The organism is Pseudomonas sp. Leaf127 (genome assembly GCF_001423155.1).
GTDB lineage: Bacteria > Pseudomonadota > Gammaproteobacteria > Pseudomonadales > Pseudomonadaceae > Aquipseudomonas > Aquipseudomonas ovata.
In genome coordinates this window covers 56480-81240 of the sequence record NZ_LMOA01000021.1, presented here as the reverse complement: position 1 = coordinate 81240, position 24761 = coordinate 56480, and the positions used below count along the sequence as shown (strand labels likewise).

Below are 24761 nucleotides of genomic sequence, written 5' to 3'. Positions count from 1 at the left end.
GGTCAAACGCCGTCTGAAGGGGTATGACACGGGATAATACGCCAATATCCCGCTTGATAAAAATGTAAAAAACACTAACTTTTGAATCATAAATAGTATGTAATTACAGGATACATACCACAGTACGAAATCGTAGGAGCCAGCATGGCACGCGGCGGTATCAACAAGGCATTGGTGCATAAGGCAAGACTGGCATTGCTGGCGCGCGGGGAAAATCCGAGCATTGATGCCGTACGCGTCGAAATGGGCAATACCGGCTCAAAGACGACTATTCACCGCTACTTGCGCGAACTTGAAGAACAGGACAGCCCTGCCCCGGCAATCAATGAAGAACTGGGCGAACTGGTTGCGCGCCTGGCTGAGCGCCTTCAGGGCCAGGCCCAGGAGCGTATCGATCAGGCCCAGGAAGAAATACAACGTCAGCGCCTGGGCCTGCAGCAGGAGATGGCAGCTGTACAGAAACAGCTGGCGCAATTGCAGCAACTGCATGACACCCAGAGTGAACACCTGGCTCAGGAGCGTCAGGCCTTGGCACTGACACGCGAGGCACTGACACAGCAAAGGACCGAAAACACCCGCCTCACCCAGGCCAGCCAGGACCTGCAGTCACGCCTGCTTGATCGCGACAAGCAGATCGAGTCGCTGGAAGACAAGCACCGTCACGCCCGGGACGCACTTGAGCACTACCGCACGGCCGTCAAGGAACAGCGTGAGCAGGATCAACAGCGTCATGAAGGCCAGTTGCAACAGGTGCAGATGGAGTTGCGCCAGGCCCGGCAGACCCTGTCCCTGCACCAGGAGTCGATCACCGTGCTGAATCGGGATAACGAACGACTGCTGGTCGAACAGCGCAATACCGCTCGCGAACTGCACAGCTGCCAGACCCAACTGGACAAGGCGCAAAAGCAGACGGAAAAGGCACTCACCGAGCAACAGAAAGCCATCACCCGCAGCGCACAGCTGGAAGTACGCCTGCAAGCCGCGCTGGCGGACGGCGCGGGGTTCAAGCAGGACCTGAACGATGCACTGCAGCAGAATCGTGTATTGGAACTGCTGTTGGGCCGCAAGGAAGCAGCCCTGGAAAACCTGCAAGCGCAGATACAGCAGCCACTGCCACCGCCCCTGTAGAAGACGCCTGACAGGACGCTGCTTCAAGCCAGAGCGATTATGCTTCCAGCATCCCGCGCACACGGACAGCCAGCTCATCGACGTTGAACGGCTTGATCAGCATGTCCATGCCCTGCTCCAGCAAGTCCTGCCGGGCCTGGGTATTGCCGGCGTAGCCGGTCATGAACAACACCTTGATGCCCGGCCGGAACTGGCGGGCAATTTCGGCCAGCTGGCGGCCATTGAGTCCTGGCAACCCTACGTCGGTCACCAACAGGTCAATACGCTCCGCACCTTGCAAGCGAGTAATCGCACCGGCCCCGTCGCCGGCCTGCTGGGTGGCATAACCCAATTCACGCAACGCATCGACCACCAGCATCCGCACGGCATCTTCATCCTCCACCACCAGCACACGTTCACCCTGGCTGGCGCGAGGCGATAGCGGCGCCACAAGCGCATCTTCGCGGCCGACCGCACACGGCGCCTCACAGGGCATGAACAAGCGGATACAGGTGCCTTGCCCCTGCACACTGTCGATACGCACATGCCCGCCGGTCTGCTTCATGAAGCCATACACCATCGACAGCCCAAGACCGGTACCCTGACCAATGGGCTTGGTGGTAAAAAACGGATCGAACACCCGTGCAATCACCTCGTCGGCAATACCGCAGCCAGTGTCCTGCACGCTGAGCTGCAGGTATTGACCGGGCATCAACTCACCGTCGCGAACCTTCAGCACCGTGAGCTGGCTGCGTACCCACAACTGACCGCCCTCGGGCATGGCATCGCGCGCATTGATCACCAGGTTGAGCAGTGCATTCTCCAATTGATGCTCGTCGGTGCGAATCACCTGGCCGTGATCTTCAAGCTCGATATGCAACTCGATGCTTTCGCCAATGGTGCGGCGCAACAACTCTTCCATGGAGGTCACCATGGCATTGACCTGCACATCGCAGGTCTTGAGCGACTGGCGCCGGGCGAAAGCCAGCAGGCGCTGCGTCAGCGCTGCCGCACGGTTGCCGGAGGTGACGGCTGCATCAATGTAACGCTCTACCTCATTGACCCGCCCCGCCGCCAGGCGTCGCCGGATCAGGTCCAGCGCGCCGAGCACACCGGTGAGCATGTTATTGAAGTCATGGGCAATACCGCCGGTGAGCTGGCCGATGGCATCCATTTTCTGGGCGTGGCGCAGAGCTTCTTCGGCTTGTGCACGCTCGGCAATCTCGACCTGCAAGCGCTGGTTGGCCTCTGCAAGCTCCCGAGTGCGCTCGGCTACACGCAACTCAAGGCTGTCGTTGAGCTCGCGCAATGCCTCTTCAGCATTGACCTGGGCGGTGATGTCGGTGTGAGTGCCCAACCAGTGGGTGATGTGCCCGCGCTCATTGCGAATCGGCAACGCGCGCGACAAGAACCAGTTGAAATTGCCATCCTTGCCGCGCAGGGGGAAGGTGTCTTCCCATACGGAGCCTGTGGCAAAGCAGTACTGCAGGTGCGCGACAACCCGCTCGCGGTGCTCGGGATGATGCACCGAGCGCCAACCCAAGGCCTGCATCGCTTCGAGCGAAGCGCCGGTATAGGCATACCAGCGCTCGTTATACCAATGGATGACACCGGCAGGGTCCGCTGTCCAGGCCAACTGGCTCATGTTGTCGGCCAGGGTCCTGAACTGACGCTCGCTCTCGCGCAGCGCATCGAGTTCGCGCACGCATTCGTTGTCGGACTGTGCTGGATTCAATGGCATTGCCGCCGCCGGCGTCTGGTTGTTCAATACAGGATCCATCCTCAAACCGTGTCCAGCCCCATTCTCATCCTGAGTGTGGGGCACAGGTATTGCTGTCTGGCTAGCGCGATACCGGGCTGCGCATGGTCACAAACTCTTCAGCCGCCGTCGGGTGCACGCCCATGGTGTCGTCGAATACTCGCTTGGTTGCGCCGGCTTTCAAGGCGATAGCCAGACTCTGGACAATCTCACCGGCGTCCGGCCCCACCATATGACATCCCAGCACCCGATCCGTCGAACTGTCGACGACCAGCTTCATGAAGGTCCTCTCCTGATCATCGGTCAGGGTCAGCTTCATCGGTCGAAAACGGCTCTCGAACACCTGAATCGAGTGGCCTTGCTCGACGGCCTGTTCTTCTGTCAGCCCCACCGTCCCGATATTGGGCAGGCTGAAGACTGCCGTCGGGATGTGATTGTAGTCCACTGGACGATAGTGTTCAGGCTGGAAAAGACGACGGGCAATGGCCATGCCTTCAGCCAGTGCCACCGGCGTCAACTGCACGCCGCCAATCACGTCACCCAGGGCCAGGATCGAGGGCTCGCTGGTCTGGTAATGCTCATCGACCTGGATATAACCTTCCTTGTCGAGCTGGACATCAACGCTTTCCAGGCCAAGATTGTCGAGCATTGGCCGGCGACCGGTGGCATAGAACACGCAATCGGTTTCCAGCGTACCGCCATCCTTGAGCGTCAGCTTCAGGCTGCCATCGGCCTGCTTGTCGATGCGCTCGATATCGCAATTGAAACGCACCTCCACACCGCGCTTGAGCAGCTCTTCGTGCAGATGCTTGCGCACGCTGCCATCGAAACCTCGCAGGAACAGGTCGCCACGGTACGCCTGAAGGGTTTGCGCACCCAGGCCATTGAAGATCGAGGCAAACTCTACGGCGATGTAACCGCCTCCGACTACCACAATGCGCTTGGGCAGGACCTTGAGATGAAAGGCTTCGTTCGAGGTGATTGCATGCTCGCGTCCCGGCACGTCCGGCACCTGTGGCCAGCCGCCCGTGGCGATCAGGATGCGCTCGGCACTGTATTGCTTGCCATTGATCTCGATGCCATTGGGCCCGGTCAGCCTGGCATGACCTTCAAGCAGCGTTACGCCGCTGTCGAGCAGCAATGTGCGGTAGATGCCATTGAGCCGTTGTATCTCACGGTCCTTGTTGGCGATCAGGGTCGGCCAGTCAAACTCAGGCGAGTCCAGCGACCAGCCAAACCCCTTGGCGTGTTCGAAGTCTTCGGCAAAATGCGCGCCGTAGACCAGCAATTTCTTGGGCACGCACCCCACGTTGACGCACGTCCCGCCCAGATAGCGGCTCTCGGCCACAGCCACACGCGCCCCAAACCCTGCAGCAAAGCGTGCCGCACGCACACCACCGGAACCTGCGCCGATGACAAACAAATCGAAGTCGTAAGCCATTACTGTCTCCTTGAGCAGGTTGACAGCATAACTGCTGTGCAATCCCGCAGAAACCAAAAAGCCACTGCGGCCATCACGACGAACCTTGAAGGTTCGCCGCCAGGCCGCAGTGGCTTGAGATTAACAGGCGTGAAGAATCAGAACGCCTTGCCAGTCTTGTAGAAGTTTTCAAAACAGAAGTTGGTGGCTTCGATATAACCTTCGGCGCCGCCGCAGTCAAAACGCTGACCCTTGAATTTATAGGCCAGCACGTTGCCTTGCGCCGCTTGCTTCATCAGTGCGTCGGTGATCTGGATCTCGCCGCCCTTGCCTGGCTCGGTTTGCTCGATCAGCTCGAAAATATCCGGAGTCAGAATGTAACGACCGATAATGGCCAGGTTCGATGGCGCATCTTCCGGCTTTGGCTTTTCGACCATGTCATTGACACGGAACAGACCTGGCTTGATCTCTTCACCGGCAATGACGCCATACTTGTTGGTTTCCTGAGGATCGACTTCCTGAATGGCGACGATCGAGCAACGGTAGTGCTTGTACAGCTTGACCATCTGCGCCAGTACAGTATCACCGTCGAGGTTGACACACAGGTCGTCCGCCAGGACTACGGCGAAAGGCTCGTTGCCGATCAGTGGACGACCACTGAGGATGGCGTGGCCCAGACCTTTCATTTCGGTCTGGCGGGTGTACGAGAAGCTGCACTCGTCGATCAGGCGACGAATACCGACCAGGTATTTTTCCTTGTCGGTGCCCTTGATCTGGTGCTCCAGCTCATAGCTGATGTCGAAGTGGTCTTCCAGGGCACGCTTGCCACGACCCGTAACGATGGAGATTTCATTCAGGCCTGCTGCCAGCGCCTCTTCCACGCCGTATTGAATCAGTGGCTTGTTGACCACGGGCAGCATCTCTTTAGGCATGGCTTTGGTCGCTGGCAAAAAGCGAGTGCCGTAGCCGGCTGCGGGGAACAAGCATTTCTTGATCATATAAGTCCTTATGTAAGGCGTGGCATTGTCGGCGCAGTCTAATCAGGCGGCGCTCACCTTACAATGCCCCGCCACTGGCCTTCCTATACCATGGTAGAGAAATCCTCGCGCAGATAGTTCCGTTGAATCGTAGATATTACGGCCATCGAACATCACCGGGCTGCGCATGACGCTGCGGATACGGATGAAATCCGGTTGGCGATATGGCTTCCACTCCGTGACCAGTACCACCGCGTCAGCCCCTTCGACACAGCGATACGGCGACTCATGCAACTGCAGCTGACCGCTCTGGACTGCCTCTTTACAGCGCTCGGCCACGGCTGCCATGGCGGCCGGATCAGTGGCCTGGACACGCGCACCGGCCGCCAGCAGCGCATCGATCAGCACCAGACTGGGCGCTTCACGTATGTCGTCCGTACCGGGTTTGAAAGCCAGCCCCCAAACCGCGATTACCCGATTTTTAAGTGCACCTTCGAAATAAAGGTTTATGGCGTTGAACAACCAACGTCGTTGGGTGGTATTACGCGCCTGCACGGCTTGTAGAATGCGGGCATCGAACCCTTGCTGACCCGCTGTATGGATCAATGCTTGAACATCCTTTGGGAAGCATGAACCCCCGTAACCACAACCGGCATAGATAAAATGTGTGCCAATACGTCGATCGCTGCCGATGCCGCGTCGAACCTGCTCAATATCCACACCCAGATGTGCACATAAATCGGCCATTTCATTGATAAAGGAAATTTTCGTGGCCAGAAACGCATTGGCCGCGTACTTGGTAAACTCTGCAGCACGCAGGTCCATGACCAGTGCCCGCTCGCGATTACGCAGGAACGGGCTGTAGAGCCGTTGCAGCAACTCGGCCGATTGCGGCTCGTTACACCCGATGATGACCCGGTCAGGGCGCATGAAGTCTTCGATGGCAGCCCCCTCCTTGAGAAACTCGGGGTTACTTGCCACCGTAATGCGCATGTCCAGGCCACGCTGCACCAGATGCTGATTGATGCGTCGCCCTACCGTCTCGCACGTACCGACGGGTACGGTGGATTTATTCACTACCAGGCTTGCTCGCACCAGGCACTGGCCGATCTGGTCAGCCACCGCAAGCACATGTGACACATCGGCCGAGCCGTCTTCCTGGCAGGGCGTGCCCACGGCAATAAAGATAATGTCTGCAAACTGCAGGCCTTCAGCCAGGCTGCCGGTAAAGCTCAATTGCCCGCTGGCCAGATGCTCCTTGAGCATGGCTTCCAGACCCGGCTCATGGATCGGGCATTCGCCGCCTTGCAAGAGGAGCAGGCGCGACGGCTGGTGCTCGACGCACACGACACGGTTGCCCATTTCAGCAAAGCAGGTGGCGGTCACCAGGCCAACATAGCCGGCCCCAATGATGCAAAGTCGCATGCTCGTCACTCCTGACAGGATTTGCGACAATTGCACCGCCAACCCATTGCACTGTCATGACCAACGTGCGACAGGCACATGATGCTGCATCACGCTCAATACATGGCGGAACGATGGCACTCTTCCCCGGTCCAAAACGCATGAACCGCATTCCGGGGGGTCTATGCGTCTGCCTGTTGGTGAAGGTGTGACGCCAGGCCGTGTCTGAAGCGTCTTTACAGCCCGATTGTAGAAGTGAACACCATGATCAGATTTTTGCCTCTCTTTGCCGTACTGGTGCTCACCGGTTGCGCCACGGCCTCCCCTACGCACCTGAAGAACGGCCAGCAAGGATTGAGCATCGATTGCTCCGGCGAAGCCATGTCCTGGGCCAAATGCTACGAGAAAGCCGAAGACTCCTGCGCGGGCACCGGCTATGAAATTGTCGGCACTGATGGCACCGCTCGCACCGAAGCCGAAGACCAGACGCTTGGCATGGACGTCGGCAACTACAAGCATCGCAACGTCCTGGTGGTCTGCAAGTAATGGCAGCCCGCCGGTGTTCGGTCTGACGGGCCGACAGCAACAGCGATCAACCCGAAATACACGCCTCGGCAGCCCGCTGGACGTCACCGCCACGTACAGGCAGGTTATTGAGGCGCTCATGCACCTTGATCGAGCTGCCGCCCGAGCGATCTTCGATATCAACGATCGCAGCAGGCGCATCGCTCAGCTTTTGCGCAATAATCAAGCGTACGCCATCGTTACGGGCTTCTTTCAACGGAGGCGTACGGCTGTCGCCAATCTTTTCGATAAAACAGGTGGCATATTCGTTCGGCTTCTTGCCGGAAATAACGCTCAACGTTGCCGGAGAGTGCTCGATATCCTCGACGGATGCACACCCGGCCATCGCCAGGGCCAGTATCACCACGGCCATTTTCATACAATCAATCCCTCCAAATCCAAAGCGCTTACGACACGCATTAACGCAATAAAATCCCGACCCTGCAGACTTTTTGCCATCACCCTGCAAATAACTGTGAGCCAATTGGCAAAACGCCCGGTGCCTCGTGGTATCGTTCCGCTTTTGCAAGAAGCCTGTTGCGGAGATATTCATGAAGTTCGTACACCAGCGTGAGCACCTCAACGAAGACGATCTGGTCGTCATCGAGTGCTCACGGCCCTGCAATATACGCCTGATGAGCGACGCGAACTTTCGCAGCTTCAAAAACGGCGGCCGGCATACCTATCATGGCGGTGCATTCGACCGGTTTCCGGCCAAGATCGCCGTGCCGAGCAGTGGTTTCTGGAACATCACCATCGATACCACCGGACGCAAGCCCGACAAGAACCCCGGCCACAAGCCCACCTTTACCCACTCGATCAAGATCGTGCGTCGTTCGCATTCGAATCTGAGCTGACCCTTGCCCATTCAGGAGTGACCGTGACCAGCCCTGCCCCGACTACCAAGTTTGCCATCAGCTACAAACTCAACGGCGAACGCCGTTTCGAATTCGCCCAACTGCAATCGGCCTCGGTCGAAGAAGCGCGCGCTGCGCTGGAAAAAATACACGGCCAGGGCGACGACGTGATCAGCGACGTCAAGGTCAGTAAAGCGCTTTGACCTGTCGCCTCCCGCCAGACCCGTCTGGCGGGTCATGAGCCAACGAACGAAAAACGGCCATGCCTCCCTCGCTGACCCTAGACCTTTTCGCTGACGATACCCCACAGGGCCGCGAGTCCATTGCTCCGGCAGCGACACTGCTGCGTGGATTTGCCTTGCCTGATCTGGAAAGCTGGCTGCCCTTGCTTGACCGGATCGAAGCCGCCGCCCCCTTTCGTCACATGCACACCCCAGGTGGTCACCGCATGTCGGTCGCCATGACCTGCTGTGGACGACTGGGATGGATCACTGATCGACACGGTTATCGCTACACCGAACTCGACCCGCTCAGCGGCCAACCCTGGCCGGCCATACCTGAATCCTGGCTGGCGCTGGCACGCCTGGCGGCACAGCACACAGGTTTCGAAGACTTCTCCCCCGATGCCTGCCTGATAAACCGCTATGTACCTGGCGCCAGAATGGCCCTGCACCAGGACAAGGACGAACGCGACCATCGCTGGCCGGTGGTTTCGGTTTCACTGGGCCTGCCGGCGATCTTCCAGTTCGGTGGCCTGCACCGCAGTGACAAGGCGCAGCGTGTGCCGTTGTTTCATGGTGACGTGCTGGTATGGGGGCGTGAAGACCGCCTGCGCTTTCACGGCATTCTGCCGATTGCCGAAGGTCATCATCCCCTGCTGGGCTCACAGCGTATCAACCTGACGTTTCGCAAGGCAGGTTAAACCCTGATTGACCCTGCTTCCCGGAAGTTGAGGTGTAAAATCGCCCCGTGTTTATTATGGGGTGGTATTACAAGCGACGTAAAACAGCTAAGCGCCCACCAGCCATTCCTGTAACAACCGACACGTGTGCTGCGGATGCTCCAAGGGGGGTAAATGCCCGCACTCTGGAATCACCACCAGCCGTGATCCGGCAATCTGCTGGTGCATGAATTGCGCCTCTTCCACCGGTGTGATCTGATCGTCCTCGCCCACCACAATCAGCGTTGGAGGACGAATCTGCGCCAGCAGCGCCGAATAATCGGCGCGACCGATAATGGCCTGTTGCTGAGAGATAAACCCTTCGCGGCCAATGGTCTGCGCCATGGCACGAACCAGATCGGCAGCCGGTGTGCCCAGGCTGCGATGGTGCATCAGCTTGGGCAGCAACTGAGGGGTCACGCCCTTGAAGGTGCCCATGTGCGCCAGCTCCAGCAGCCCCCGGCGTACGCGCGCACGGGCCGGGCTGTCCGGACGAGCCATGGTGTCGAACAACGCCAGCCGCTCCACCCGCCCAGGTGCCTGTCGCAGGATTTCCAGCGCAACATAACCGCCCATGGACAGTGCCGCCAGGGCAAAGCGTTCAGGCGCGGTCTCCAGCACCCGCGCTGCCATGCCGGCAATGCTGTTGTCCCGGGTCAGATCAGGGATATGGACTGATCGGTCTTTTTCCAGAACAGCCTGTTGTTGCGCCCACAGGCGTGCATCATTGAGCAACCCGGGAAGCATGATGAGGGGAAGTGTCACAGAAGAGGCCCTGCCGCAGCGTACAAATGCCGCGCAGTGTATACAGCCCTGTCCGAAACGCCAAAAGCCCTTGATTGCTCAAGGGCTCTGACTCAAGGGTTTACAGCGGCGGCGGTATGGTCGCCAATGCACCGATCAATATTGTCACCGCCAGAAAACCCAGCATGAAAATCGCCATCTTGCCCATCAGGTTGCCCCCATTGCACATCAGTGATCATGAAACAGATGATGAGCCCTGGACTGATCCGGTTACAGAGGCAGAAACCACAATAAAAACCATATCAGATCACCCTCTTACGGCTTCGGCCTCCAGCTCCTGATGATCAAGGTAACGGTTACCGATCCGCGCATGCGGCCGGCCGCCGTCAGCGGCGCCCAGCACTACGACGATTTCATCACGGCGCGGTGCATCGTCAATACGCATTTCCAGCGTCAGGTAATGCGAGCGCAGCCCCTCATCGTCCTTGTGCATCATCGGCACTTGAATCGAAGTGCCCGCCCCGCCCCGCTTGTTGGTAAAGACCAGATAGCTCTTGGCATCCACAGCCTCGCGGAAGTGATTTCCGAAACGCAGCGTGTGAATGACCGCCGAGGCATGCTCGATCTCGCCCTCCTCACCGACCACAGCGGCCTTGCCATACGCCTGGATACGATCGGCACCGCCAATCGCCTTGCTCAGTTGCGCCACCATCAACTGTCCCAGGGACGAACAGTGCTCGCGAATCTGCGGCTTGAGGTCTTCAACAAAACCCGGGCCATGCCAGGGATTGGTGATGATGGCTGCCACGGCGACCATGGTCAGCGGCGTCTCGGCTGTTTTGCCACCCTCGATCAGGATCTGCTCTGTATAGGTGACGATCTTGCGAATCTGAAATGCCATATTTCCTCCGATTTTTGCATGCCGTATTACGGTATGCCAATAGTTTGCAGGGACATTTCAGTGTCAGACAGGTCCAGATCCGCGTAATTGAAGCGGATCAGATCCCGGCGCACTGTCGCATCTGATATGCAAAAAAATCCGGAAAATGCGTCTGGTGTTGTTTTTTCAGGCCGGGCATGCTGATGCTTTCGACTCCCGGATTGTCTGCGCCTTTATGAAACGCTACGAACAGCTCGCCGAAGACATTGCCCAGATGATCCGCACCCGAACCCTGAAGGGCGGCGAAAAGCTGCCCTCGGTGCGGGTCGCCAGCCAGCGCTTTGCAGTCAGCCCCTCGACCGTGTTCCAGGCCTATTACCGACTTGAGGACCGCGGCCTGATCCAGGCCCGCGAGCGCTCCGGCTATTACGTGCGTGAGCACGCCAGCAAGACCCTCAGCGAGCCGGTGATCCATGCCAATCCTGGCACAGGCACCGATGTGGATGTCAGCGAGCTGGTGTTCTCGGTGCTGGCCAGCCTGCAGGACGCGCATACGGTGCCCTTTGGCTCGGCCTTCCCCAGCCCTGACCTGTTTCCGCTGCAACGCCTGGCGCGCTCCATGGCGCACAGCGTGCGCGGCCTCTCGCCCCATGCGGTCATTGCCGACATGACCACCGGCAATCAGGAACTGCGCCGGCAGATCGCCCTGCGCTACCTCAACAGCGGCGTGCACCCGGCCCGGGAGGAACTGGTCATCACCAACGGTGCGATGGAGGCTCTGAGCCTTTGCCTGCAAACCGTGACCCAGCCCGGCGACCTGGTGGCCATCGAAGCGCCGGGCTTCTATGCCTGCCTGCAGATGCTTGAACGGCTCAAGCTCAAGGCCGTGGAAATCCCGGTGCATCCGCGCGAAGGCGTTGATCTCGACAGCCTGGCCGACAGCCTCAAGCGCCTGCCGATCAAGGCCTGCTGGTTCATGAGCAGCCTGCAGAACCCGCTGGGCGCCAGCATGCCCGACGCCAACAAGCATGCCCTCTATGAACTGCTCAAGACCCATGAACTGCCGCTGATCGAAGACGATGTCTATGCCGAGCTGTACTACGGCGCCCGCGCCCCACGCCCGGTCAAGAGCCTGGACACTGAAGGCCTGGTCATGCATTGCGGCTCGTTCTCGAAATGCCTGGCACCCGGCTATCGGGTGGGCTGGGTGGCGGGCGGGCGCTACGCGCAAGCGATCAGCCGCCTGAAACTGATGACCAGCATCTCTCCATCCGTACCGGCCCAGGCCGCGATTGCCGACTACCTGCAACACGGAGGTTTTGATCGCCATTTGCGCAAGCTGCGCCACACCCTGGAAATGCAACAAGGGGCGATGCTCGCCTCTGCCGCGCGCCACTTCCCCGACGAAACCCGGGTGACCCGCCCTGGCGGCGGTTACTTTCTATGGTTCGAATTTCCCGAGCGGGTCGATTCCTTGAAGCTGTATCAAATGGCCCTGGCGCAAGGCATCAGCATCGCTCCAGGCCCGATGTTCTCGGCCACTCGCGGTTTTACCCACTGCGCGCGGCTGAACAGCGGTTATCCGTGGACCACGCAGAGTGAAGCGTCGATGGGGGTGCTGGGCCGGTTATTGGGATCGTTCTGAGCCAGCGTTCAGTCAATCCAGCAAGCTCACCAGCCGTGCCTCCATCCCTGAAGCCTGTACGTCCAATATCGCCAGTGTCACCGGCAACTTGAAGCGTCGTGGCCCGGCGCTGCCAGGGTTGAGGTACAGGCGTGCGCCGCACCATTCGATCAGCGGTTTATGCGAATGCCCGGTAATCACCAGCCTGACCGCTGCCTCGAGATCGGCGGGCACATCGGCCTTGTCATGCACCAGCAATACCGGCCAGCCGTTCAGCTCGAACGCCAGCTGATCAGGCAAGCCCGCGGCCCAGTCGGCCTTGAGGTCGTTATTGCCGCGCACCACTTGCACCGGGGCTATCTGCGCCAGTTGCTCCAGAATGTCGGCCTTGCCGATATCACCGGCATGAATGATCCGCTCGCACCCCTGCAGCGCGGCGAGCGCTTCAGGACGCAGCAGACCGTGGGTATCGGAAATCACGCCAACTTTCATGCAACGTCCTTGAACCGATTATTCAGGCTTGGCAAACCCGCACTTGAACAGCCTCTCGACCTGGTCGGGTCTGGCTCAAGCCGTCGCACACTCAGCGCTCGACTCGGCACACACCCTGTTGCGGCCTTGCTTCTTGGCACCATACAAGCAGTGGTCGGCGCACGCCAGAAGGTCAGTCGCCGTGGCTGCCGCCGTTGATAGCGTGCTGACCACACCGGCGCTGATGGTCACGTAGCCTAAGGGGCTGCCCGCATGCTCCAGTCGATCCTCGGCAATCGCAGCGCAAATACGCTCGGCCACCGCGCAGGCATCGCCTTGCGCCATGCCGGGCAGCAGCACCACGAACTCCTCTCCCCCATAGCGTGCGGCCAGCCCCTGCGTTGGCAGGGCGTCGCGTATCAGGCGTGCAACACGCTTCAGGCATTCGTCACCCTGCACATGACCGTAACGATCGTTGTACTGCTTGAACCAGTCGATATCCAGCAGGATGAGCGCCAGCGGCACCTGATCAAGACGGCTACGCGTCCATTCACTGGCCAGTACCGTATCAAACCGACGCCGGTTGGCGATGCCGGTCAGCCCGTCGGTGTGGGCGATCTGCTCCAGTTCGCGATGCGCCGCGCCCAGCTCGCGTTGAGCCACCAGCAATTGCTGGATCTGCCGCCAGATCAGGTAGCCCAATGCCGACAGCACAACAATCAGCAGGCCGGTGATCAGCAGCGAGCGCAGCACATAGTCCCACCATGAGGCATATACCGAGGCCGAAGACAGCCCGGCGGCAATCACCAATGGCAATCCGTCGACACGGCGGTAAGCGTAGAGTCGCTCGACCTTGTCGACCACCGAGGTGACAAACACCACACCACTGGCGTGATAAGGCAAGTGCTTGCTGAAGATTTCTCCCTTGGTGATGTTGGTGGTCATCAGTGCATCGAGCGTTGGCCGGCGCGCCAGCAGGTCGCCATTGTCGCGCGCCAGCAGGATCACGCCATCGTTTTCAACGTTCAGGCTGGCAAAAAAGGTCTGGAAATAAGCGACTGGCAACGTCGCCAGTACCACCCCGGCAAAGCGCCCCTCAGCCGTTTCGAGCCGGCGGCTGACCGGAATGATCAGTTCACCGGTGGTGCGGCTGACCACGATCGAACCCACATTGACCAGCACCGAGGGATTGTCCCGGTGATAGATAAAATAATCGCGATCACTGTTGTTCTTGTTGCTGGGCTCCTGGGTAAAGGAATTGGCGACCCAGTTGCCTTGCTCGTCGTAGATGAACAGCCCTTGCAAGCCCTCGACATCCACCACGTTACGCGCCATCAGCGCATGCAGGCGCAAGCGCTGCTCCGGGCCCATGCCATCGACCTCGATGCGCTCGGCGAGATTCCTGAGGGTATTGTCGGCCTGGCGCACGGTGTCGATCGCATGCTGCTCGACGCCCCGGGCCACGTTGAACACACCTGCGCGCGCACTGGCCAGACGATCACTGGCGGACTCCCAGATCTGCCAGGCGGTGGCCAGGGTCAGGGAAATGCAGACCAGCGCGATGAACACCGCCAGCCAGCCTGACAGAGTCTTGTGCGGCAGTCGCTGCAGGCCGTCCGAAACGCGCTTCATGGAACCTCGTTATTATTCTGACGCACGGCGTGCATTATGCAGGTTTCGTACCCTGAAACGCAGAGGCATGTCAGCCATACGAAAACACGCCCTCGCCTGCGTGTGCAGGTTCTGGACACTGCACTGTTCAGTTGTTCACCTCCTGTACATTCAAACCATGCCAACCCCAATGAATCCGGGTTGGCACATCTCCTGCTGAGCATCCTTCATCAGCAACGCCACGCAGCCCTGCGCGGCGCCGATAACAAGCACAACGAGGATGCGTCATGCCTGATACGTCAACCCTGCTGCCCAACGCCCTGTGGAACGAGCGCCTGTTCAATGGCGCCTGGGTCAACGCGCCACTGCCACCCGAGAATGTGATCGAGCCGGCCAGCGGTGCCACCCTCGGCCGCATTGGCCTGGCCGATGCCGACACCGTGGCCCGCTCGGCCAAGGTGGCGCGCGATGCGCAAGTGCACTGGTTTGCCCAGCCCTACGACGAACGTGCCCGCGTCTTGCGTAAAGCGGCACAACTGGCCGAACAGCACTTCGACGAGATCGTCCAGTGGCTGGTCCGCGAAAGCGGCTCCACCCGGCCCAAGGCAGCGTTTGAAACCAGCCTGACCATCAAGGCCTTTTATGAAAGCGCAGGCCTGCCTTCGCGCAGCCAGGGCGAAGTGTTGCCGACCTCGGCTGGCCGCCTGAGCCTGGCGCGGCGGCGACCACTGGGCGTGATCGGGGTCATTTCACCGTTCAACTTCCCGCTGTACCTGGCTGCTCGTGCGGTGGCGCCGGCGCTGGCGGTGGGTAACAGCGTGATCCTCAAGCCCGATCCACGCACTGCCGTGTGCGGCGGTCTGATCCTGGCGCGACTGTTCGAACTGGCCGGCCTGCCAGCCGGTGCCCTGCATGTCTTGCCGGGCGCGGCCGAGGCCGGCGCGGCGCTGGTGGCCGAACCGAATGTGGCCATGATCCAGTTCACCGGCTCCACCGGCGCCGGGCGCAAGGTCGGTGAAGCGGCCGGCCGCCACTTGAAGAAAGTGTCGTTGGAGCTGGGCGGCAAGAACTCGTTGATCGTGCTGGACGACGCCGACCTGGACACCGCCCTGGCCAACGCCACCTGGGGCGTGTACCTGCATCAGGGACAGATTTGCATGTCCACCGGTCGGCTGCTGGTGCAGCGTGGCATCTACGACGCCTTTGTCGAGCGCCTGACCGCCAAGGCCCGCAGCCTGACCGTGGGCGACCCGGCCAAGGGCGAGGTGCACCTGGGCCCGCTGATCAATGCCCGGCAACGTGACCACGCCTACCAGGTGGTGCAGGCCGCCCGGCAGGCCGGTGCCCGCCTCGAAACCGGCGGCGAGTACGACGGACTGTTTTTCCAGGCCACGGTGCTCAGCGGTGTACAGCCGGATAACCCGGCCTTTCATGAAGAGATCTTCGGCCCGGTTGCCGTGGTGGTGCCGTTCGATACCGACGAAGACGCCATCCGCCTGGCCAACGACACTGAATACGGCCTGTCGGCCGCGATCATTTCCCGTGATGTGGGCCGCGCCCTGAAACTGGGTGAGCGCCTGCGCACAGGTCTTTTGCACATCAATGACCAGACGGTAAACGATGAGGTGATCAATCCGTTCGGAGGCGTGGGCGCCTCTGGCAACGGCACCAGCATCGGCGGCCCGGCCAACTGGGAAGAATTCACCCAGTGGCAATGGCTGACGCTCAAGGGCGATGCGCCGCTCTACCCGCTTTAAGCAACCTCAACCTGTACTGACACCCACACGAGCACAATAATAATGAGCACACCTTCTCGAGCCATCAAAGCCGCTGTCACCCGTAGCAAGGGCGCACCGTTCGTGATCGAACCGGCGCGCATCCGCGAACCCAAGGACGATGAAGTGCTGGTGCGCATTGTCGCCACCGGCATGTGCCACACCGACATGATCGTGCGTGACCAGTATTACCCGGTGCCACTGCCGGCCGTGCTGGGCCATGAAGGCTCTGGCGTGGTCGAAGCCATCGGCCCGCAGGTACGCGGCCTGGCGGTGGGCGACCATGTGGTGCTCACCTACGGCTACTGCGGCTATTGCAAACCTTGCGGTGGCGGCCATGCGTCCTACTGCCAGGAATTTTTCGGACGCAATTTCAGCGGTGCCGACCCGCATGGCGGGCATGCGTTGCAGGATGAAAGCGGCGCCGCGCTGAATGACCACTTTTTCGCCCAGTCATCGTTCGCCACCTATGCCATCAGCCGCGAGAACAATGCCGTCAAGGTGCCCAAGGAAGCCCCGCTGGCATTGCTCGGCCCGTTGGGGTGTGGCATCCAGACCGGGGCCGGCGCGGTCATCAACTCGCTGAAGGTCACCCCCGGCAGCAGCTTTGTCGCCTTTGGCGCCGGGGCCGTGGGCCTGTCGGCGGTGCTGGCGGCAAAGGTTGCAGGCGCCTCGGTGATCATTGCCGTGGACGTGGTGCCGTCACGCCTGGAACTGGCGCTGGAGCTGGGCGCCACCCATGTGATCAACAGCAGGGACAGCGACGCGGTGGCGGCCATTCGCGAGATCACCGGCGGGGTGAACTTCGCCCTGGAGTCCACCGGCCGTCCGCAAGTATTGCGCCAGGCCGTGGACGCCCTGGGTAGCCTGGGCTGCGTGGGCGTGGTCGGCGCGCCGCCGCTGGGCACCACGGCCGAGTTTGACGTCAATGACCTGCTGCTCGGTGGCAAGAGCATCCGCGGCATCGTCGAAGGTGACAGCGTGCCGCAGCAGTTCATTCCGCAACTGGTCGAACTGCACCTGCAAGGACGCTTTGCCTTCGACAAGCTGGTGAAGTTCTACCCCTTCGAACAGATCAACCAGGCCGCTGAAGACAGCGAAAAAGGCATCACTCTCAAGCCGGTGCTGATGATCGGCAGTTGAAGTACTGCCACCGCCACGGCCCCGGCCGTGGCGGCCCTCCTTCCCATTAGAAAAATAACAGGAACCGATCATGCGCTTTTTAGCCCTCCAGTCTTCGATTCTGGCGGCCAGCCTGTGGCTGTCTGCCAACGCCCACGCCGTCGACGTCAATGCCGGTGACTACACCGCCCTGCCCCCTGGCACCAGCGTCGCCGCCTGGTATCAGCAACACGGTCGCGCCAGTAGCTTCAACCCCGACGGCGGCGGCACGGTGTCGGACAACACCCGGTTGCGCAGCAATATCAGCATCCTGCGCCTGATCCACTTCACTGAAATCGCCGGGATCACCGTCGACCCGCAAGTGCTGTTGCCGTTCGGCCATGTCTATGGCGCCAAAATCGGCGGACAGTCCTTGGGCAGCGCCAGCGGCATGGCCGACCCGATCTTTGGCGCGACCTTCTGGCTGGTCAACCAGCCAGGCGCCGGCGCCAGCGGGCGCTACTTCGGCGTCACGCCGCTGCTGTATGTGCCGTGGGGCAGCTACCACAAGGGCGACGCGCTGAACCTGGGCGAGAACCGCTACAAGTTCGACCTGCAACTGGGCTGGGTCGAACCGCTGTGGGGCAAGACCTCGCTGGAGCTGTACGGCGATGCGGTGTTGTATGGCGATAACGACGACGCTGGCAGCGGCCGCCAGACCCTGGAGCAAGACCCGACCTACCAGGTGCAGGCCAACCTGCGTTATGACTTCAACCCCAGCCAGCGCATTGCCCTGGGCTATTCGGCCAGCACGGGCGGCAAGCAGTTCATTGACGGTGATTACATTGGCCAGAAGACCGAGGTGCAACAGGTTCGCTTCGAATTCCAGCAGATGGTCGCCCGCAATGTACAGCTCAGTGCGCAACTGACCCACGACGTGCAGGCCGAAGGGGGCTTTCGCGAGGATGTCGGCGTCAACCTGCGGGCACTGCTGCTGTTCTGACCCGCTACTGTCACCCTTTACACCGGTGGCTGTGCGGGGTTCTACTCAGCAGCCACCACTAATAAAAAATCAGGGTGCCTTGATGGATAGCCAACTGCTGCCCGATCCCCAGCGCCTTGCCGGCGCTCGCCGGCGTTTGCTTGAAGGGGCTTCCTTGCCTGCCGGGCTGTTGCCCGACTCCGTTGCCCGCTCCTGGGAGCGCTCGCGCGATGCCGGGCTGACCCCTTGGGAGTCGCGCCTGCACCGCCCCGACGTGCCGATCTTCGAGCTTGATGACAGCGACCGCCAACTGGGTGCCTGCGTGCAGCCGGAAATCGAACGCCTGTGGCAGGTCTTCGGCGGGCAGTCCTGGACATTGTTTTGCGTCAATACCCGCGGGGTGATCGTCCAGGCCCGCCACGCTGGAAGCACCGACACGCTGGGGCCGTTGCAGATCGGCCGGCGAATCCACGAGGCCGATATCGGCACCACCGCCCCCAGCTGCACCCTGGCCGAAGACCTGCCGGTGGTATTACACGGCTGGCAGCATTACTTGAGCGAATTCGAACGGTTCTTCTGTGTGTCGATGCCTGTGCATGGCGTGCACGGCGAGCTGATCGGCGCCCTGGACATCACCGGCATTGGCGAGCGCAATGCCCAGGCGGTGCTCGATCAGTTGCGCCTGGCCGCCATGGCCACGGAAAACCGCCTGTTTGCCCATCTGGACGATTGCCAGATCCTCAGCCTGCAACACGACCCACGCCTGATCGGTACGCCGTTGCAAGGCTTGCTGGCGCTGGGCGGTGACGGCCAGATTCGCGCAGCCAACGCCACGGCACGCCGGCTGCTGGGCTTGTCCGGGCCGCTGGCGCACTGGCAACAGTGCTTTGCCCGCGACCCGGCGCCCGACGCCCAGCGTCATACCCCGGGACTGGTCCAGCTCAACGACGGCTCCAACCTGTATGCCCATCGAGTGGGGACCCGAGCGCGCAGGCACTCTGCGCTCAGTCACCACGACCTGACCCCGCTGGGCCGCGACCCCCAGCTCAATCGCCAGTTCGAGGCGGCACGCAAAGCCTTCGGCGCCAGCATCCCGGTGCTGTTGCTGGGTGAAACCGGCACCGGCAAGGAAGTCTTTGCCCGCGCACTGCATGATGACCTGTGTCCGGACGCGCCTTTTGTCGCAATCAACTGCTCGGCGATTCCGGAAAGCCTGATCGAAGCCGAACTGTTCGGCTACAGCGACGGCACCTTCACCGGCGCGCGCAAAGGCGGCGCCAGCGGCCGGCTTGAAGAGGCCCACGGCGGCACGCTGCTGCTGGATGAAATCGGCGACATGCCCGCGCCCTTGCAGACCCGCCTGTTGCGCGTGCTGCAAGAACGGCGCGTAACCCGCCTGGGCAGTTCAGAGAGCCGGCCGCTGGAAGTGCGCCTCATCAGCGCGACGCATTGTGACCTGCCGGCCTTGATTGACGAGCGACGTTTTCGTGAAGACCTGTACTACCGGCTCAACGGCCTGACCGCTCACTTGCCGCCCCTGCGCGAACGCAAGGACCTCGAACACCTGATCGACAGCCTGCTGCGTCAACTGCGCAGTCGCCCGTTGCACCCGGACAGCCTGGCCTGCCTGCTGGCGCAGCGCTGGCCGGGCAATATTCGCCAGCTGGAGCAGACCTTGCGCCTGGCCTGCGCCCTGGCCGAAGACAGCACCGTGATTCTGCCGGAACACCTGTGCGGCCTTTCAACGGGCACAGCAGCGCCTGTGGCGTCACTCAAGGCCATGCAACAGCGAACCATCGAACAAACCTTGCAGGCCCATGGCGGCAACATCTCTGCCACCGCACAGGCACTGGGGATTTCACGCACCACGCTGTATAAAAAACTGCGCGAAGGAGGAAGGCTGACGTAGCCCATCCAGGCCGGATCAGCCCTTGATCAGGCGTGTATCGAGACCGAAGCGCTCCTGGCTGATCAAGCGATACTTGCCTTCGGCGAGTTCGCAACTGACCAGCAGGTTCCAGGAGTGGCGGGTGACGGCAGAAGGAATCAACACGAAGGGGTGTTCAGCCAGCAAGGCATCGGCAAACTTCTGCTGGTTGGGCGAGGCGGATGCGCTCGACAGCCACACCGGGTTGGGCACGTCCTCGGACTGCACGACCTTGATCAGGCTCGGCTCGATTACCTCGAAGCAGGTGAGCACATGGGCCACGGTGTCCAGCGCATCGAAGCCGGCATGCACCGCCACCTCCAGAATGGCGGTCGAAGGATCAGCCGACGCGTAGACGACATTGCGCCCCGCCGGGTTCCAGCGGCCGCCGAGCTTGTGGGCACCGATGCCGCTGTCCCAGGAATCCTTGTACACCTCACGGTCCAGGCGCCAGGCGTACCAGGCGCCGGACCAGGGCAATGGATTCACTGGTAAACCCCGTACTCGATGCGTTCCAGGTAATCCTCGACGGCCTGGAATCCTACGGGATTGTCGATAACGTCCAGCGGCACATTGCCGTCCAGGTACTTGCAGGGACGTCCCAGCCATTCCTCGGCCAGCTTCTGATCGCCAAACACGTTGATGGCATGCTCCAGCACCTTGGCGTACTGGAAAGCCACGGCGCTTTGCTGGGAGTTGAGATGAGCCGGTTGCTCACGACTGCCCTGTCGCTGGAGCGTCCTGACGGACTTGCCCACGATACGGCTCATGATCTTCCGGTTGGAATACAGATCGGAAAGCGACAGCATGTCCAGCACGTCCTTGAGCTCGAAACCCTTGGCGGTCAGCCGGTAGACCATCATCGGGCTGAGCTGGCCCGCATCGATGCGTAACAAGTACTCTGTGGGCGTGCGTTCAGAGGTGCGGGCTTGTGCGGTAATCATGGGGACATCTCCCTGTGCGACATATGGCGCGAGTGTAGCGCCATTTGACGCATCGCGCACACCGCATTGAACAGAGCGTGTCATCCACACCCATGAGTTGGCGCAGAACAGCCGTGAGCCCAGGCAAAAATCAGGAAACGCAAAAAATCCGGCCCGCCTGGTGATCAGCGACTGGATGAGTGAGGGATTTACAGAAGAAAGGTAGAAATGGCAGGGGCGGCTGGATTCGAACCAACGCATGGCAGGATCAAAACCTGCTGCCTTACCGCTTGGCGACGCCCCTGTATTGCAGTGAGTGGCTGGCACTCGTTTGAACATTCCCGCAAGCGCTGTTGCTGCACTGCGCTGGAATGGCCGGCAATTTAACAACTTTTCTTACATCTGTGAAGCCCTTATGCCATAAAAAATTACTTTTAAAACAGCTGGTTACTGATTGATCAGAATCAGGCTGCAGTCACTGGGCATTTCAGGCTGAAAAGCCTGGCCAACCATGAGGCCGGTTCATGGCGTAAACGGATCGCCGCCCGGCCGCTTCTGCTGGCGACAGTGACGGTATGGCCCCTCACGCAAATACCCCGAACCCTGCCTGTCGAGTGAAGTCGGAATCCTCATGTGGATGCACGCGAATATAGGCGTGTGTCCGGTTTTTCCTACTTGGCCTGGCAGATTCCATGAACTCAACGTTTCCTCCCGGTGAACGGCAAGGCATGCCGCAACGCGACGCCGATGGCTATCTGGCTCTGGAGGACTATGCCGCCCTGGGCGATGGTCGCTCGGTGGCACTGGTGGGCAAGGATGGCTCCATCGACTGGTGGTGCGTGCCGCACATGGATTCACCGCCGTTGTTCGACCGCTTGCTGGACCCGGTATCCGGCGGATTTTTTCTGATCACGCCGGAAGGCGCCTACAGCGTAGAGCGTCGCTATCTGCCGGACAGCAACGTGGTGGAAACGCTGTTCCTGACCGCAACGGGCCAGGCGCGCCTGACCGAGTCGCTCAACAGTGGGCCGGCCGGGCGCCTGCCGTGGGCTGAACTGGGCCGGCGCCTGGAAGGTATCGAGGGTCATGTCGACTTTCAGGTGCGCATCAGCTTCGGCACCCAGGCCGACAAGGTCAGCCCGTATATCACGCCGACCGGCAACGGCAATGTGTTTCATGCCGGGCGGGTGCTGGGCATGTTTCTACACAGTGACAGCCTGCACGTTGAAGAAAACAACGACTTGGGCATCAAGGCCCGGTTGAGCCTGCATCAAGGCCAGAAAGAAGTGGTGGCCATTGTGGCCGGACGCGATGAGCCGCTGGTGGTGCCGCCGCTGGAACTGATCGATGCGCGCATTGATGGCTCTGACCGCGAGTGGCGCCTGTGGAGCGAGGGTCTCACCTATGAAGGCGAGTACAAGGCACTGGTGACCCGCAGCGCGCTGGCGCTCAAGCTGCTGCTGTCCTCGCCCAGCGGATCGATCATGGCGGCGGCCACCACCTCGTTGCCCGAGCGCATCGGCGGTGACAAGAACTATGACTACCGCTTTGCCTGGATCCGTGATGCCGGCTACACCATCGAGGCTTTTCTCAGCATTGGCGCGCAGCCGGAGTCCAAGGCGGCTTTTACCTGGCTTCTGAAGCGTCTGGCCGAACACGGCCCACATGTGTGCTATACGCTGTGCGGCGACCTGGCCCAACGTGCAAGCATGCTGGATCTGCCCGGTTACAAGCATTCGCCGCCGCGCGTGGGCAACGACGCGACCGACCAGACCCAGCACGGGGTGTACGGCGATATCTTCGAGACCGCCAAGTGCTTTATCGATACCGGCAATATCCTCGATGCCACCAGTGCCACGACCTTGTCAGCCCTGGCCGATCAATGCGCGGACCAATGGCGCCGCAAGGATGCCGGTATCTGGGAACTGCCCGAACAACAGCACTACAGCATGTCGAAAATCAGTTGCTGGCAAGCCCTGAGCCGTGCAGTAGAGCTGGCCCGGGACGGTCATCTGCCCACGACCTGTTGTGAGCGCTGGGACCGCGAGCGCCAGCGCATCGAGACCTGGATCGAAACCCATTGCTGGAGCGAAGAGCGTCAGGCCTACCTGTTCTATCCAGGCAGTGACCGTCTGGACGCTTCACTGGCGCTGGCCGTGCGCTTCGGCTATCCACACGCCACACGCTTGCAAAGTACGCTGGACACCATCGATCGAGAGCTTGGCTGCGGCGCCTTTCATTACCGCTACACCGATGTCGAGCACGAAGAAGGCTGTTTCCTGGCCTGCAGCTTCTGGATGGTCGAGGCCATTGCGCTGTTGGGTGATCGCGGACGGGCGGCCAGGGTGTTCGAGGCCACCGTGCAGGGGCTGGAGCGCGGCGTGGGTATCTATTCGGAAATGGTTGACCCGCACACTGGCAGCTACCTGGGCAACCTGCCTCAGGGCCTGACGCACCTGGCGTTGCTGGGCGCGGCGCGAGCGCTGTCTGGCTCCAATCACCGCCGACGGCCTGCATGAAAAAGCCAGTGACGTAAGGCTGTCATTGCCCCTTACGTCACCGGCCCCGTTTATAGACCGCTTGTTTTTTACTCCGTAGGCGATTCGGTATCGATATACCCAGGCACTTCGGCCAGTTCAAACTGGCGCTGCTGTTGCCGGTCGGTGCCGCGTCGGGCTGGCAGTTTTTCCAGCACCTGGGGCTGTCCGGTTTCCAGTGCACGTTCGATGGCCGCCACTACGCGCACATCGCGCCAGCCTTCCTGGCCATCGGCTTCGGGCATCTCGTTATTGAGAATGCAGTCGGAGAAATACGCGGTCTCGCCGGCAAACTGGTCCACCACCGGTTGCAGATGCTCACGTGTGTTGTCGCCGATACGTGCCCGGTAACCGATGCTCACGCCCTCCCCGTAGCCAAAGCACGGCGAGGCTTCGACCTCGCCCTTGCTGCCGATCAACTGGAAACGCTCACTGTCCGGCAGGCTGTAGCTGACCGTGAAATGCGCCAGCCGCTCGCCCGGAAAGCGCAAGGCCACCGTCACCGTATCCCAGGTGCTGATGTCCCGGCCCGGCGTTTTGGTGCCAAAGGCGCTGACTTCGATGGGTTCGTCGGCAAACAGCTGGCGCACCATATTCAGCGGGTAAGGCCCCATGTCGGGTACAGGGCCGGCACCAAAACCATGCTGCGCCCGATGATTGCTGGTTTTCACTGTCTGGGTGAAGGTCGAGGTAAACAGGCGCGGCTCGCCAAAGTCGCCCGCCCGCACCCGCTCGATGATCTCCAGCGTGCCCGGCTCGTGGTGCAGACGATAGGCGATCATCAGCTTGGTGCCGGTGCGATTGGCCGCTTCGATCATGGCGTGACAATCAGCCTCGTTAGTGGCCATGGGCTTTTCCAGCAGCACATGGACCCCTGCCTCCAGGGCTGGCAGAACGAACTCGCGGTGGCGGAAGTTGGGCGTGGCAATATAGACGGCGTCGACCTCACCGGACTTGAGCAGCGAATCGTAGTCCTCATACCGATAGGCCTTGAGCCCGTACAACGCCGCCAGTTGATCGGCCTTTTGCGGGTCGCCGGTCACCAGGGCGGTCAGCACCGAGTTCTCGGTCTGACCGACGCCCGACATGAACGCCCCTTGGGAAATCGACCCGCCACCCACTACGCCGTAGCGAATCTTGCCGTCTGCTGTAGGCATC

General features: G+C 60.9%; 23 protein-coding genes, 1 tRNA gene and 1 pseudogene. 11 read left to right on the top strand and 14 right to left on the bottom strand.

What is annotated here, in order from left to right; all coding sequences use genetic code 11:
* Window positions 1–144: 144 nt before the first annotated feature.
* Window positions 145–1128: a DNA-binding protein gene (locus ASF84_RS13675; RefSeq protein ID WP_056839219.1), complete on the top strand. Its 984-nt coding sequence runs from the start codon at window positions 145–147 to the stop codon at window positions 1126–1128.
* A gap of 37 nt (window positions 1129–1165) precedes the next feature.
* Here the strand turns inward: ASF84_RS13675 and ASF84_RS13670 are convergent.
* The 5 genes and pseudogenes from ASF84_RS13670 to ASF84_RS13655 all read right to left on the bottom strand — a co-directional run.
* Window positions 1166–2833 (bottom strand): annotated as a pseudogene (locus ASF84_RS13670) (ATP-binding protein); the annotation flags it as partial.
* A 115-nt stretch (window positions 2834–2948) separates the two neighbouring features.
* Window positions 2949–4307 carry a glutathione-disulfide reductase gene (gorA, locus tag ASF84_RS13665; protein ID WP_056839217.1) on the bottom strand — a complete coding sequence of 453 codons (1359 nt, stop codon included), beginning with the start codon at window positions 4305–4307 and terminating at the stop codon, window positions 2949–2951.
* Window positions 4307–4417 carry a hypothetical protein gene (locus tag ASF84_RS30215; protein ID WP_156684269.1) on the bottom strand — a complete coding sequence of 37 codons (111 nt, stop codon included), beginning with the start codon at window positions 4415–4417 and terminating at the stop codon, window positions 4307–4309. Before ASF84_RS30215 ends, gorA begins: the two co-directional genes overlap by 1 nt.
* A gap of 27 nt (window positions 4418–4444) precedes the next feature.
* A complete protein-coding gene (galU, locus tag ASF84_RS13660; protein ID WP_056839215.1) occupies window positions 4445–5284 on the bottom strand; it encodes a UTP--glucose-1-phosphate uridylyltransferase GalU in 840 nt (279 codons plus the stop codon).
* Between the two features lie 42 nt (window positions 5285–5326).
* Complete coding sequence (locus ASF84_RS13655; RefSeq protein ID WP_056839213.1) at window positions 5327–6688, bottom strand: UDP-glucose dehydrogenase family protein; 1362 nt, start codon at window positions 6686–6688, stop codon at window positions 5327–5329.
* Between the two features lie 243 nt (window positions 6689–6931).
* Here ASF84_RS13655 and ASF84_RS13650 point away from each other — a divergent pair, with 243 nt between their 5' ends.
* Complete coding sequence (locus ASF84_RS13650) at window positions 6932–7213, top strand: hypothetical protein (protein ID WP_056839212.1); 282 nt, start codon at window positions 6932–6934, stop codon at window positions 7211–7213.
* 46 nt (window positions 7214–7259) lie between these two features.
* Here ASF84_RS13650 and ASF84_RS13645 read toward each other — a convergent pair whose 3' ends face one another.
* Window positions 7260–7610 (bottom strand): hypothetical protein, encoded by a 351-nt coding sequence (locus ASF84_RS13645; protein ID WP_056839210.1) that lies wholly within the window; start codon window positions 7608–7610, stop codon window positions 7260–7262.
* A 172-nt stretch (window positions 7611–7782) separates the two neighbouring features.
* Between ASF84_RS13645 and ASF84_RS13640 the strand changes: the two genes are divergently transcribed.
* Genes ASF84_RS13640 through alkB form a run of 3 tightly spaced genes read left to right on the top strand, consistent with a single transcriptional unit; the run spans window position 7783 to window position 9010 of the window.
* The gene (locus ASF84_RS13640) at window positions 7783–8088 is read left to right on the top strand and encodes a DUF1883 domain-containing protein (protein ID WP_056839208.1); all 306 of its coding nucleotides are present in this window, start codon (window positions 7783–7785) and stop codon (window positions 8086–8088) included.
* 23 nt (window positions 8089–8111) lie between these two features.
* On the top strand, window positions 8112–8291 hold the full coding sequence (locus tag ASF84_RS13635; protein ID WP_056839206.1) for a hypothetical protein: 180 nt from the start codon (window positions 8112–8114) through the stop codon (window positions 8289–8291).
* A 59-nt stretch (window positions 8292–8350) separates the two neighbouring features.
* Window positions 8351–9010, top strand: a complete 660-nt coding sequence (gene alkB, locus ASF84_RS13630; protein ID WP_109511781.1) for a DNA oxidative demethylase AlkB — start codon at window positions 8351–8353, stop codon at window positions 9008–9010.
* Window positions 9011–9097: 87 nt separating this feature from the next.
* Here the strand turns inward: alkB and ASF84_RS13625 are convergent, their stop codons facing one another.
* Window positions 9098–9793 carry an alpha/beta fold hydrolase gene (locus ASF84_RS13625; RefSeq protein ID WP_330219667.1) on the bottom strand — a complete coding sequence of 232 codons (696 nt, stop codon included), beginning with the start codon at window positions 9791–9793 and terminating at the stop codon, window positions 9098–9100.
* Between the two features lie 286 nt (window positions 9794–10079).
* Window positions 10080–10673 carry an amino acid synthesis family protein gene (locus tag ASF84_RS13620; RefSeq protein ID WP_056839202.1) on the bottom strand — a complete coding sequence of 198 codons (594 nt, stop codon included), beginning with the start codon at window positions 10671–10673 and terminating at the stop codon, window positions 10080–10082.
* A 214-nt stretch (window positions 10674–10887) separates the two neighbouring features.
* Between ASF84_RS13620 and mapR the strand changes: the two genes are divergently transcribed.
* Window positions 10888–12297: a GntR family transcriptional regulator MpaR gene (gene mapR / locus ASF84_RS13615; protein ID WP_056840135.1), complete on the top strand. Its 1410-nt coding sequence runs from the start codon at window positions 10888–10890 to the stop codon at window positions 12295–12297.
* Between the two features lie 12 nt (window positions 12298–12309).
* Here mapR and ASF84_RS13610 read toward each other — a convergent pair whose 3' ends face one another.
* Window positions 12310–12768 (bottom strand): metallophosphoesterase family protein, encoded by a 459-nt coding sequence (locus ASF84_RS13610; RefSeq protein ID WP_056839200.1) that lies wholly within the window; start codon window positions 12766–12768, stop codon window positions 12310–12312.
* Between the two features lie 75 nt (window positions 12769–12843).
* Window positions 12844–14379 (bottom strand): sensor domain-containing diguanylate cyclase, encoded by a 1536-nt coding sequence (locus tag ASF84_RS13605; protein ID WP_056839198.1) that lies wholly within the window; start codon window positions 14377–14379, stop codon window positions 12844–12846.
* 266 nt (window positions 14380–14645) lie between these two features.
* Here ASF84_RS13605 and ASF84_RS13600 point away from each other — a divergent pair, with 266 nt between their 5' ends.
* From ASF84_RS13600 to ASF84_RS13585, 4 genes are all read left to right on the top strand, one after another.
* Entirely contained in the window at window positions 14646–16115 is a 1470-nt protein-coding gene (locus tag ASF84_RS13600; protein ID WP_056839196.1) for a benzaldehyde dehydrogenase, read from the top strand.
* Window positions 16116–16157: 42 nt separating this feature from the next.
* Window positions 16158–17276, top strand: a complete 1119-nt coding sequence (locus tag ASF84_RS13595) for an NAD(P)-dependent alcohol dehydrogenase (protein WP_056839195.1) — start codon at window positions 16158–16160, stop codon at window positions 17274–17276.
* Window positions 17277–17346: 70 nt separating this feature from the next.
* Window positions 17347–18237, top strand: coding sequence for a transporter (locus tag ASF84_RS13590; protein ID WP_056839193.1), 891 nt, complete (start codon window positions 17347–17349; stop codon window positions 18235–18237).
* An 82-nt stretch (window positions 18238–18319) separates the two neighbouring features.
* Window positions 18320–20125, top strand: coding sequence for a sigma-54-dependent Fis family transcriptional regulator (locus ASF84_RS13585; protein ID WP_056839191.1), 1806 nt, complete (start codon window positions 18320–18322; stop codon window positions 20123–20125).
* 15 nt (window positions 20126–20140) lie between these two features.
* Here ASF84_RS13585 and ASF84_RS13580 read toward each other — a convergent pair whose 3' ends face one another.
* The 3 genes from ASF84_RS13580 to ASF84_RS13570 all read right to left on the bottom strand — a co-directional run bounded on the left by ASF84_RS13580 (window position 20141) and on the right by ASF84_RS13570 (window position 21370).
* On the bottom strand, window positions 20141–20632 hold the full coding sequence (locus ASF84_RS13580) for an RES family NAD+ phosphorylase (RefSeq protein ID WP_056839189.1): 492 nt from the start codon (window positions 20630–20632) through the stop codon (window positions 20141–20143).
* Window positions 20629–21087, bottom strand: a complete 459-nt coding sequence (locus ASF84_RS13575) for an antitoxin Xre/MbcA/ParS toxin-binding domain-containing protein (protein ID WP_056839188.1) — start codon at window positions 21085–21087, stop codon at window positions 20629–20631. Before ASF84_RS13575 ends, ASF84_RS13580 begins: the two co-directional genes overlap by 4 nt.
* 208 nt (window positions 21088–21295) lie before the next feature.
* Window positions 21296–21370 (bottom strand) — tRNA-Gln (locus tag ASF84_RS13570).
* Window positions 21371–21821: 451 nt separating this feature from the next.
* Here ASF84_RS13570 and ASF84_RS13565 point away from each other — a divergent pair.
* The gene (locus tag ASF84_RS13565; protein ID WP_056840134.1) at window positions 21822–23585 is read left to right on the top strand and encodes a glycoside hydrolase family 15 protein; all 1764 of its coding nucleotides are present in this window, start codon (window positions 21822–21824) and stop codon (window positions 23583–23585) included.
* Window positions 23586–23653: 68 nt separating this feature from the next.
* Here ASF84_RS13565 and ASF84_RS13560 read toward each other — a convergent pair whose 3' ends face one another.
* On the bottom strand, window positions 23654–24760 hold the full coding sequence (locus ASF84_RS13560) for a Gfo/Idh/MocA family protein (RefSeq protein WP_056839187.1): 1107 nt from the start codon (window positions 24758–24760) through the stop codon (window positions 23654–23656).
* Window position 24761 lies beyond the last annotated feature (1 nt).

Bases quoted from the DNA above. Each gene is read 5' to 3' on its own strand.
- ASF84_RS13610 (WP_056839200.1), bottom strand. From the start codon at position 12,768: ATGAAAGTTGGCGTGATTTCCGATACCCACGGTCTGCTGCGTCCTGAA.
- alkB (WP_109511781.1), top strand. From the start codon at position 8,351: ATGCCTCCCTCGCTGACCCTAGACCTTTTCGCTGACGATACCCCACAG.
- gorA (WP_056839217.1), bottom strand. From the start codon at position 4,307: ATGGCTTACGACTTCGATTTGTTTGTCATCGGCGCAGGTTCCGGTGGT.
- ASF84_RS13590 (WP_056839193.1), top strand. From the start codon at position 17,347: ATGCGCTTTTTAGCCCTCCAGTCTTCGATTCTGGCGGCCAGCCTGTGG.
- ASF84_RS13620 (WP_056839202.1), bottom strand. From the start codon at position 10,673: ATGGCATTTCAGATTCGCAAGATCGTCACCTATACAGAGCAGATCCTG.
- ASF84_RS13605 (WP_056839198.1), bottom strand. From the start codon at position 14,379: ATGAAGCGCGTTTCGGACGGCCTGCAGCGACTGCCGCACAAGACTCTG.
- ASF84_RS13645 (WP_056839210.1), bottom strand. From the start codon at position 7,610: ATGAAAATGGCCGTGGTGATACTGGCCCTGGCGATGGCCGGGTGTGCA.
- mapR (WP_056840135.1), top strand. From the start codon at position 10,888: ATGAAACGCTACGAACAGCTCGCCGAAGACATTGCCCAGATGATCCGC.
- ASF84_RS13650 (WP_056839212.1), top strand. From the start codon at position 6,932: ATGATCAGATTTTTGCCTCTCTTTGCCGTACTGGTGCTCACCGGTTGC.
- ASF84_RS13655 (WP_056839213.1), bottom strand. From the start codon at position 6,688: ATGCGACTTTGCATCATTGGGGCCGGCTATGTTGGCCTGGTGACCGCC.
- galU (WP_056839215.1), bottom strand. From the start codon at position 5,284: ATGATCAAGAAATGCTTGTTCCCCGCAGCCGGCTACGGCACTCGCTTT.
- ASF84_RS13675 (WP_056839219.1), top strand. From the start codon at position 145: ATGGCACGCGGCGGTATCAACAAGGCATTGGTGCATAAGGCAAGACTG.
- ASF84_RS13560 (WP_056839187.1), bottom strand. From the start codon at position 24,760: ATGCCTACAGCAGACGGCAAGATTCGCTACGGCGTAGTGGGTGGCGGG.
- ASF84_RS13600 (WP_056839196.1), top strand. From the start codon at position 14,646: ATGCCTGATACGTCAACCCTGCTGCCCAACGCCCTGTGGAACGAGCGC.
- ASF84_RS13640 (WP_056839208.1), top strand. From the start codon at position 7,783: ATGAAGTTCGTACACCAGCGTGAGCACCTCAACGAAGACGATCTGGTC.
- ASF84_RS13575 (WP_056839188.1), bottom strand. From the start codon at position 21,087: ATGATTACCGCACAAGCCCGCACCTCTGAACGCACGCCCACAGAGTAC.
- ASF84_RS13595 (WP_056839195.1), top strand. From the start codon at position 16,158: ATGAGCACACCTTCTCGAGCCATCAAAGCCGCTGTCACCCGTAGCAAG.
- ASF84_RS13585 (WP_056839191.1), top strand. From the start codon at position 18,320: ATGGATAGCCAACTGCTGCCCGATCCCCAGCGCCTTGCCGGCGCTCGC.